At 37.3% G+C, this 10,540-nt stretch carries 7 protein-coding genes; 2 read left to right on the forward strand and 5 right to left on the reverse strand.

All coding sequences use genetic code 11. The features are described from left to right. Positions 1–147: 147 nt before the first annotated feature. Entirely contained in the window at positions 148–3,165 is a 3,018-nt protein-coding gene (gene secDF, locus FKR84_RS11860) for a protein translocase subunit SecDF (protein WP_141422530.1), read from the forward strand. Between the two features lie 583 nt (positions 3,166–3,748). Here the strand turns inward: secDF and FKR84_RS11865 are convergent. The 5 genes from FKR84_RS11865 to folE all read right to left on the reverse strand — a co-directional run bounded on the left by FKR84_RS11865 (position 3,749) and on the right by folE (position 7,596). Next, a complete protein-coding gene (locus tag FKR84_RS11865; RefSeq protein WP_141422531.1) occupies positions 3,749–4,237 on the reverse strand; it encodes a DUF192 domain-containing protein in 489 nt (162 codons plus the stop codon). After that, entirely contained in the window at positions 4,230–5,066 is an 837-nt protein-coding gene (lgt, locus tag FKR84_RS11870) for a prolipoprotein diacylglyceryl transferase (RefSeq protein WP_141422532.1), read from the reverse strand. The genes FKR84_RS11865 and lgt overlap by 8 nt, the downstream gene beginning before the upstream one ends. A 63-nt stretch (positions 5,067–5,129) precedes the next feature. Next, entirely contained in the window at positions 5,130–5,369 is a 240-nt protein-coding gene (gene yidD, locus FKR84_RS11875) for a membrane protein insertion efficiency factor YidD (protein ID WP_141422533.1), read from the reverse strand. A gap of 19 nt (positions 5,370–5,388) precedes the next feature. Further along, positions 5,389–6,879, reverse strand: a complete 1,491-nt coding sequence (cysS, locus tag FKR84_RS11880; RefSeq protein WP_141422534.1) for a cysteine--tRNA ligase — start codon at positions 6,877–6,879, stop codon at positions 5,389–5,391. Between the two features lie 39 nt (positions 6,880–6,918). After that, positions 6,919–7,596 carry a GTP cyclohydrolase I FolE gene (gene folE / locus FKR84_RS11885; protein ID WP_233357762.1) on the reverse strand — a complete coding sequence of 226 codons (678 nt, stop codon included), beginning with the start codon at positions 7,594–7,596 and terminating at the stop codon, positions 6,919–6,921. A 296-nt stretch (positions 7,597–7,892) separates the two neighbouring features. Between folE and FKR84_RS11890 the strand changes: the two genes are divergently transcribed. After that, on the forward strand, positions 7,893–10,540 hold a 2,648-nt coding region (locus tag FKR84_RS11890; protein ID WP_141422535.1), incomplete at its 3' end, for a choice-of-anchor L domain-containing protein.

Genomic DNA, 10,540 nt, shown 5'->3' on the forward strand with positions numbered 1-10,540 from the left:
TTATTTAAAAATAGAAAGAAATACAAAGATGCTTTTTAGGCGGTCTGTTTTTTTGTGAAATTTATCTTAAAAAAATAATTGGCATTTCTTTTTTGAAACCCTATATTTGTCCGTTTTTAAAAAATAAATCAATAATAATAGAAGATAATGCAGAATAAGGGATTAATCAAACTATTCGCAATTTTATTCGGGTTGGTATGTGTTTACCAACTTTCGTTCACTTTTATTACCTCTGGCGTAGAAAGTGATGCGGAATCGTTTGCTAATCAGAAAATTAGCAAAGATGTAGAAGATTACGCAGATAAAAGAGAAGAAGTAGAAAACCGTTACCTAGATTCTATTGGAAACAATAATATCTTTGCCGGTATTACCTACAATAATGCCAAAGATAAAGAGCTTAACAAAGGGCTGGATTTAAAAGGCGGTATAAACGTAATTCTTCAAATTTCCGTAAAGGACATTTTGCGAGAGCTTGCTAATAACTCGCAAGATCCTTCTTTTAATAAAGCCTTATCGCAAGCAGACGAAGCACAGAAAGACAGTCAGGACGATTATTTAGAATTGTTTTTTCAGGAGTTTAATAAAATACCGGATGCCCGCTTGGCATCGCCAGATATTTTTGCGAACAAAACCCTTAGTGACGATGTTACCTACGACATGTCTAACGAAGCCGTGCAAAGCGTAATTAGACGTAAAGTAGACGAGAGCATTACTTCTGCTTTTGAAGTATTGCGTAAGCGTATTGATAAATTTGGCGTTACCCAACCCAATATTCAAAGGTTAGGCAACTCTGGTAGAATTTTGGTAGAATTACCTGGAGCTAAAGATATAGATAGAGTTAAAGACCTTTTACAAAGTACAGCGCAATTAGAGTTTTGGCACGTATTTCCGGGGCAACAATTTATGCCATTTTTAAGCCAAGCAAATGCTAAATTAAAGCAGATGCAAGCGCCTAAAAAAGAGCAAAAAGAAACAACACAAGATTCTACAAAAGTAGAAGAAGACGAAGATATAGAAGATTTATTGGCAAGCTCTGAAGAAGAAGCTGAACAAGCCAATGAGCCTTTGGGAGATTTAATAGTTGGTGCCGGAAGAAGCGGTGGTCCAATTATTGCTACTTTCCGTTTAAAAGACACCGCGCAAGTAAACGACTATTTGCGTATGCCGCAAATACGCTCTCTTTTATCTACAGAGCATAAATACGCAAAATTTGTTTGGGGAATTCCTTCTTCTGTAGAAGGCAATGAGTTGATAGATTTATATGCGCTTAAAGCGAATAAACAAAACGAACCAGACCTTAGCGGAAGCGTAATTACAGATGCCGTACAAACCTACGACCAAATGGGTAGAGTAGCGGTTTCTATGGAAATGAATGGAAAAGGAGCCAAAAAATGGGAAGAAATGACCGGAACGGCTTTCTCTCAAGGCTCGCAAATTGCCATTGTTTTAGATGATATTGTATACTCGGCACCAGGAGTAACTACAGGACCTATTGCAGGTGGTAGAAGCGAGATTTCTGGAGATTTTACGGTAACAGAAGGGCAAGATTTAGCCAACGTGTTACGCGCTGGTAAGCTTCCTGCTTCTGCAGATATTGTACAAAGTGAAGTAGTAGGGCCGTCTTTAGGACAAGAAGCCATAGATAGTGGTATTCTTTCGTTTGTAATTGCACTTATTTTAGTGTTAATCTGGATGATTTTTTATTACGGTAAAGCCGGTATTTTTGCAGATGTTGCTTTGGCTTTAAACATTCTATTTATTTTTGGAGTGTTGGCAGGTTTAGGCGCGGTACTAACTTTACCGGGTATTGCAGGTATTGTTTTAACTATTGGTATGTCTGTAGATGCAAACGTGCTTATTTTTGAACGTATTAGAGAAGAGCTGGCAAAAGGCAAAGCGCAAATAGATGCCATTAAAGATGGTTTTGGCAATGCCTTATCTTCTATTTTAGATGCCAATATAACTACAGGTCTTACCGGTATAATATTGTTGGTATTTGGTACCGGCCCAATTAAAGGTTTTGCAACGACATTATTAATTGGTATTTGTACTTCTTTATTTACAGCAATCTTTATAACGCGTTTATTTATAGACGGTTATGGTAAAGATGGTAAGTCTTTAGCGTTTTCTACGGGAGCAACAAAAAACCTGTTTAAAAATATAGACATTAACTTTATTACAAAAAGAAAAGTTAGTTATGTGATTTCAGGAGTTTTACTTATTGTAAGTCTTGGGTCATTAGCCGTTAATGGTCTTAACCAAGGGGTAGATTTTGTTGGAGGTAGAACCTATACCGTTCGTTTTGATCAATCTGTTAATGCTACAGAAATAGAAAACGAATTGGTGCAAACCTATGGTAGTGCAGAAGCAAAAACTTATGGCGCAGATAACCAACTTAAAATTACTACCAAATATAAAGTAGACGAAGAAGGTACAGCCGTAGATAATGAGATTGCACAAATGCTCTATCAAACCTTGCAACCTTATATGCCAGATGGTTTAACTTATGATCAATTTAAAATGGTTGATGATCAGAATAATGTAGGTGTTATGTCTTCTATGAAGGTTGGACCAACCATTGCAGACGATATTAAAACCGCCTCTGTTTGGGCAGTTCTGGGCTCATTAATTGTAGTGTTCTTATATATTTTATTCAGATTTAGAAAATGGCAATTTAGTTTGGGAGCAGTGGTTGCAGTATTCCACGATGTGGTAATAATTCTTGGTATTTTCTCGCTTACCTATAAAATTATGCCGTTTAATATGGAAATAAACCAGGCCTTTATTGCTGCAATACTTACCGTAGTAGGTTACTCGTTAAATGATACAGTGGTTGTGTTTGACAGGATTAGAGAATACTTTAGAGAGCACGCAGGTTGGAAGTTTAAACACACCATAAACCTGGCAATTAACAGTACGGTTAGTCGTACGGTTAATACCTCTTTTACTACTTTATTAGTATTAATTTCTATCTTCATCTTTGGTGGTGAAAGTATTAGAGGCTTTATGTTTGCTTTAATTGTTGGAGTGCTAATTGGTACTTACTCATCTGTATTTATTGCAACGCCAATTATGTATGACACCGCTAAAAAGAAAAGCGACGAGTTATTAAAGAGTGAAAGAAAAGAAGAGGAAGAGGAAGATAAACAAGAAGTTACTGCTTAAAGAGTCTTCTTTTAGAATAAAATCATTAAAAGGTTGTCAATTAATTTTGACAACCTTTTTTGCTTTACAGAAAAGATCTGGAAAGTAAAAAGTCTATTCAATAAAAAGCCTGAGCTAGTTATAAAAGTTTAGAATTTTTTAGGTCTTTTTCATGAAAAAATTTAGTTCGTTTTCTAGTGTATCCTACGAGCGGAGGGAGAGGAACTTAAAGCAAAGAATATGAACAAAGCCCCTTAGAGCGTAAGATTATAATCCTTTGTAAATTCATTATTAAAAAGGCTTATTTCGAGCCCCAGCTTGTTTATATTTTGGGTATTTCCTTTTTACGTTTTTAGAAAACATAAAAAGATCGGGCTATCACTACTCGATTTGCTTTTTTACCAAAAAAAGCAAGAGCTCAAGCATGCCGTTCTATCCCTAAAATAAAAGCATTAGAGGGTTAAATGTCTAAAACAATTGCTGTCCGATAAAAATAAATTCAGTTAGCAGCGATAAACATTACTAAACTGTTTATAGTACTAAGTAGTTCCGTAAAGGCTATTAAATGTGGAAGGTGGATTAGAAACAACTGCTTAAAACGGACTTATTTTTTAAGAATAACAGAATCTCCTAGACTTAAATTCCATTGCTCTACACGGTCTGCATTTACTTCTAAAACATATTTTGCGGGAGCTTCAGAAGGCAAAGAGTTTTCTTTAAAAGCTTGGGCATTTTTATTGAAATCTACTATTTTGTGCTGCGCGTTTATATAGATGAGGTCCAAATCTATAGCCGTATTTTTCATATAAAAATTAGGTCGCGGTTGTTCATCTGGATAAACAAATAACATGCCGCGGTTTTCTTTCATACTCGGGCGGTGCATTAAGCCGGTTTGTTGCTCGTAAGAATCTTCGGCCAACTCTATCTCCAAATGTTTTAAAGTATCTTTTTCTTTATTTAGAATATAGAGGTCGGCTTCTTTGGTAAAGCTTATTTCGGCGGTATGTATTTCTTTATTATTTGTTTTTTCCTTACAGGAAATCAAACTAATTAGCGCAAAGCCAAGAAGTAGTTTTTGAAAATTATTAAACATTTTTTGCAGTGCTTGTTTTGTATTTGCCACTTCTAAAAATTAAAAATAATCCTATTAATATAAATGGTATACTTAGCCATTGTCCGGTATTTAACGCCCATTCTCCACGGCCAACTACTTGCGCTTCTTTTACAAATTCTACAAAGAATCTCACCGTCCATAACAAGACAAGAAAAAGCCCAAATATAAAGCCGGTTTTATCTTTTTTGTCGGTTTTCCAGTATATTAACCATAAAATTAGAAAGACAATCACATAACAGCCGGCTTCATACAATTGTGCCGGATGCCTTGGAAAATCTTCGCCTAATTGTTTAAAAATAACGCCATAATCGCTGTTGGTAGGTTTTCCTATAATTTCAGAATTAATAAAATTACCAATTCGTATAAATACTCCACCTATACTTACAGGGATTACAATTCTGTCTAAAATCCATAAAATGCTTTTCTTTAAAATTTTCTTGTTATAGAGATACATAGCGACTATAATTCCAATGGCCGCGCCGTGAGAAGCCAGGCCTTGAAAACCGGTAAACTCAAAATCCGGTACAAACCTAAATGGTAAGAAAATAGATAGGGGATCTTGCCAGATCAATTCGGTTTGATAAAAAATAACGTGTCCTAATCTTGCGCCAATTAAGGTGGCTAAAACCGTATAGATAAATAAAGGATCTAATTTTTCTTCGGAAACATTTTCATTGGCATAAATTTTCTTCATAATATACCAACCCAGGGTAAATGCTATTAGATACATCAAACTGTAATAACGAATTACAAAAAATCCTAAGTCTATACCGTTGGAAGGGTCCCAAACAATAGCAGTATTTATCATGATAGAAATTTATTTTAAGGCTGTAAAGATAGAAATTTGATTTGGTTTGTAGAGGTATTCTTGTTAAGTTGTTTTTTTGGGTGGTACAGGATCATATCCAGAGCCGCCCCAAGGGTGGCAACGCCCAATACGTTTTATGCTCAACAGTAAACCTCTAAACAAACCATGGGTTTTTAAAGCTTGCGTGGCATAATGGGAGCAAGTTGGTTGAAACCTACAAGTAGCGGGAGTAAGTGGCGAAATTAAATGCTGGTAGACCTTAATCAAAAATAAAAAAGGCGCTATTACAATTTTCTTAAACATACCATTGCTCCCGGGTTAATTATAAAGTATAGGTTGTGCCTTCTTTTCCGTCTTTAAGTGTAATTCCTAAAGCGGCCAACTCATCCCGAATTTTATCGCTGGTAGCAAAATCTTTATTGTCGCGCGCACTTTTCCGTAAAGCAACTAATAAATCAAGAACTTCTTTTAAACGTTCTGTGTTTTTATCGTTTTTGTCTACCGCCGCAACCGTTTCTAACCCTAAAACATCAAAAACAAAGGCGTGCATAGTAGCTTTAAGTATCTCTAAATCTTCTGTAGATACCGCTGCTTTTTCTGCTTTTACCGCATTAATAAATTTAACCGCATCAAAAAGTTTAGCAATAAGTACCGGACTGTTAAAGTCGTCGTTCATGGCGTTATAGCATTCTTCCCGCCATTTTTCTACTTTTAAGCCATCGGTTTCCTTTTGGGTTTTAAGATTTGGTAAGGTGGCAATAGCTTCCATCAAACGCTGAAAACCTTTTTCTGCAGCGGTTAAAGCTTCATCAGAAAAATCTAAAATGCTTCTGTAGTTAGCTTGCAGCATAAAAAAACGCGCTACGCTAGGCGAATAAGCCTTGCTCAACTGGTCGTTTTCGCCACTAAACAAATCACTCGGTAAAATATTATTACCGGTGCTTTTTGCCATTTTTTGTCCGTTTAAAGTAAGCATATTGGCGTGCATCCAATAATTTACCGGATCTTTGCCGGAAGCGGCTTTACCTTGGGCGATTTCGCATTCGTGGTGTGGAAATTTTAAATCCATTCCGCCACCGTGAATATCAAATTCTTCGCCCAAATATTTGGTACTCATAACCGTACATTCTAAATGCCAGCCGGGAAAACCAACTCCCCAAGGCGATGGCCAACGCATTATGTGTTGCGGCTCTGCTTTTTTCCATAAAGCAAAATCCTGCGGATTTCTTTTATCGCTCTGTGCAGTAAGCTCTCGCGTATTGGCAATCATGTCTTCCAACTTGCGTTTGCTTAAAATGCCGTAATGGTTATTCTCGTGATATTTAAGTACATCAAAATATACAGAGCCATTGGCTTCGTAAGCCAAGCCGTTGTCTATAATTTCCTTAATAATTTCTATTTGTTCAACAATATGACCGGTAGCAGTGGGCTCTATGCTTGGCGGCAGATTATTAAATTTTTGTAAAATGGTATGAAAGTCTATGGTGTATTTTTGAACAATTTCCATAGGTTCCAATTTTTCAAGTCTGGCTTTTTTTGCAATACGATCTTCTCCGGTTTCGGCGTCGTCTTCCAAATGGCCAGCATCGGTTATATTGCGTACATACCTTACTTTATAGCCTAAATGTTTTAAATACCTAAAAACTAAATCAAACGAAATAAAAGTTCGACAATTGCCTAAATGCACCTTGTTATAAACCGTTGGGCCACAAACATATAAGCCAACATAGCCGGCTGTTAGAGGTTTAAAAATTTCTTTTTCGCCGGTGAGCGAATTATATATTTTAAGGTTCTGATTTTCGTATAAAGGCATAAACAACTAAATTTTAGGACTAATAAAGAAACAAATTGTTTAAAATTCGGTATCTAATTTTATATAATCTAAGAATTCTCGCTTGGTGTCTTTTTCTTTGAATTTTCCGCCAAATTCACTGGTCACCGTACTGCTTTCTATATCTCTAATACCACGGCTGTTTACACACAAATGTTTGGCATCTATCACGCAAGCGACATCGTCTGTCCCTAAAGCTTTTTGCAATTCCTTAACAATTTGTATGGTTAAACGTTCTTGCACTTGTGGGCGTTTTGCATAATAATCTACAATTCGGTTCATTTTAGATAAGCCAACCACTGTTCCGCTAGAAATATAAGCAACGTGAGCTTTTCCTACAATAGGGAGTAAATGGTGCTCACAAGTAGAATAAACAGTAATGTTTTTCTCTACCAGCATCTCGCCATATTTGTAATGATTATTAAAAACAGAAGCTTTTGGTTTTCTATCTGGATTAAGCCCTGCAAAAATCTCGTTTACAAACATTTTTGCAACTCTTTGCGGTGTTCCTCTTAGGCTATCATCTCTTAAATCTAAACCAAGTGTGTCCATAATATTTGCCACATCTTCTTTGATAGAGGCAATTTTTTCTAAATCACTTTTTTCAAAAGCATCTTCGCGCATTGGGTTCTCATAACTAGCCCCAATGTGGTTGTCGCCTATTTCTTCTATATCGTCCAATATGTTATCTATTTTCATGGGTTTGTCTTAAACTTTTTTGGCGGTGCAAAGATACAGTTTTTACTTTTCTTTTTCGCGTATGTTTTTTTTATACTGAATTCATTGCAATTTTTAACAAGAATTTTGCAAAAATTTATTACATTTCGCTTTTAAAGATAAAGTTACCCCAAACACCAGCTTTTTACTTTAAAATAGTTACATATTTTATGTTTTTGTTTTACTGAATTTTTTGTGTTTGGAAAAGTTAAAAACAGAAAGTCTAACCAGCTTTCTGGAAACCAATATAGAATTACAGTATAGCTAAAACTATAAACATGAAATTAAAATTACTTTTTTTAATTGCCAGCTTATTTTCTTTTTCGCAATCCGTATTGGCGCAAAATGATATAATTATAAAAGATGCCACCATAGAAACATGCTCAGGCAATTTTTATGATCAAGGTGGGCCAGACGGTACTTATTCTTCTTTTGATGAAGTAACAAAAACGATGACTATATGTCCCGATGTAGATGGCGATAGAACCCGTGTAGATTTTAGTGAATTTTTAATTGCTGCCGGGCAAGATTACCTCTATATTTATGACGGAGATTCTACCGCCGCACCTTTAATTGGTTCGTATACCGCATCTAATAATCCGGGTACAGTAATAGCCAGCGCATCCAATCCTTCTGGTTGTTTAACCTTCGAGTTTGTTTTAGATGGTAATTTTTCGCCCTTACCGGGTTGGGAAGCCGAAATTTCTTGCGAGCCGCCTTGTCAGCAAATTTATCCGGAAGTTGTTAGTGTTAGTCCGGCTACAGAAGTTCCTGGTGGTAATTATACAGCTGGGGTTTTAGTAGATCTAACTTTTGAAGGCTCTGCTTTTTTTGAAAATGATGGTTCTGGTGCAATCTTTCAATGGAATTTTGGAGATGGTTCTGGTGCTTTTGGAGAAACCGTTACCTATTCTTATGGTAGTGTAGGTACTTACCAAGTTACGCTTACAGTTGTAGATCCTTCTGGCTGTTCCAGTTCTATCACTTTTGATATTACCATAGAGGTAAATTTTGTAAGTGTAGATTCAGATCTTTATACGATAGACGAACTTGTAGAAGACGTACTAATTAACAACCCCTGTGCGCAAATCTCTAATATTACTTCCAGTACAGGAACAGATTTTGGCGATGTAAATGGTATTGGTTATTTTGATAGTAACGGTTCTGCTTTTCCTATAGAAAGCGGTATAGTACTATATAGCGGCCACGCAGAGAACGATGTTCCCGGACCGGAAACCGGCATACAGAGCTCTGGCGGCACTGGCTGGCCCGGAGATCCGGATTTGACAGCTCTAATACAAGACATAGAAAACAATAATTCTTCACATTCAGAAAATGCTTCAATTATAGAATTTGATTTTGTGACCTTTGCAGACGAGATTAGTTTTAATTTTCTTTTCTCTTCCGATGAGTATGGTACGTATCAATGCAGTTTTAGTGATATATTTGCTTTCTTTTTAACCGATGAGAACGGCAATACAGAAAATATAGCTCTTGTGCCGGGGACAAATACTCCGGTGTCGGTACGAACAGTAAGAGATGATGCCTATAATGGAAGCTGTAGTTCAGAAAACCCTCTGTATTTTGATAAATACTATGGCGCCGGGGGAGAAAATGAAGCTTTTGCGCCCATAGATCAAAAAGGGAATACGGTACTTATGACGGCGCAATCTGCAGTAACGCCCGGCGAAACTTATCATATTAAATTGGCTGTAGCCGATAGAAACGATACAGCTTACAACTCTGCCGTTTTTTTAGAAGCAGGTAGTTTTGATGTTGGTGAGGTAAACCTTGGGGGGGATCTTACTGTAGAGAACGGTGAAGCTACTTGCCAAGGTAACGAAGTTATTTTAGATATAGGCCTATCGGTTATCCCAGGCGTGGTAATTACTTGGTACCTAGACGGGACGGTAATACCGGGAGAAACAGGTCCAACTTTAGTAGTTACCGAAGAAGGAACTTACACGGCAGAATTTGAGTACCTTGGTGCTTGTCAGAGTACAGATCAAGTAGTGGTAGAATTTCAACCTACTCCAATGCCGGAAGAAGTCTTGCCAGAAGATTTATTTACGTGCGGAAATGTTTCTACAATAACAACCTTCGATTTAACAATTAATAATGATAATGTATTAGCTGCAAATCAAGATCCGAACAACTTTTTAATTACTTATTACACAAGTCAAGCTGCAGCAGATGCAGGCGTAAACCCTATAGAAAACCCGGAAGAATATGAATTAGCTTCCGCGGAAGAATGCGAAACAGTATATATAAGAGTAGAAGGCTATACTAACGAAACGCTTAGCGGCTGTTATGAAGTAGAACCTTTTGAGGTTTGTGAAGGCAGTATCAACGTTGGGTCCAACCTAGACGACCTCGAAGAATGTGACAATGATAACGATGGTTTTGCCATATTTGATTTAACGGCCAATGAAGCTTTGGCGTTAGATGGGTTAGACCCTGCTGACTTCCAGGTAGAATATTTTGAAAGCCAAGGCGATGCAGATGCCGGCACCGATGCAATTACCACCCCAGATGCTTTTGAAAACACCACAGCAGGCGGGCAGACAATATATGTACGGGTTTCCGACACAGACGAAGGAAACTGTAATGCCAGCGACAATAGTTTTGAAATAACTGCATTAGAAGTAGCCGAAACTAACGAAGCAGAACCCATCAACTTCTGTTACCAAGGTGGGGGAGAGACGGTAGAGCTCACCCAAAACGAAACCACAATATTGGGCAGTCAAGACCCGGCAGACTTTAGCTTTTCGTACTACGAGAGCCAAGCCGAAGCCGATGCCGGCGACCCTGCCACGGCCATCCCGGACCCAAGCGCTTACGAGCCTGCCATAGCCCAAGACTGCACAAGTATTTATGTACGAATAGAAAACACAGACAATGCCGATTGCTTTACTACGACCAGTTT

Source organism: Haloflavibacter putidus, assembly GCF_006546625.1.
Lineage (GTDB): Bacteria > Bacteroidota > Bacteroidia > Flavobacteriales > Flavobacteriaceae > Mesonia > Mesonia putida.

Bases quoted from the DNA above. Each gene is read 5' to 3' on its own strand.
- secDF (WP_141422530.1), top strand. From the start codon at position 148: ATGCAGAATAAGGGATTAATCAAACTATTCGCAATTTTATTCGGGTTG.
- FKR84_RS11865 (WP_141422531.1), bottom strand. From the start codon at position 4,237: ATGTTTAATAATTTTCAAAAACTACTTCTTGGCTTTGCGCTAATTAGT.
- lgt (WP_141422532.1), bottom strand. From the start codon at position 5,066: ATGATAAATACTGCTATTGTTTGGGACCCTTCCAACGGTATAGACTTA.
- yidD (WP_141422533.1), bottom strand. From the start codon at position 5,369: ATGTTTAAGAAAATTGTAATAGCGCCTTTTTTATTTTTGATTAAGGTC.
- cysS (WP_141422534.1), bottom strand. From the start codon at position 6,879: ATGCCTTTATACGAAAATCAGAACCTTAAAATATATAATTCGCTCACC.
- folE (WP_233357762.1), bottom strand. From the start codon at position 7,596: ATGAAAATAGATAACATATTGGACGATATAGAAGAAATAGGCGACAAC.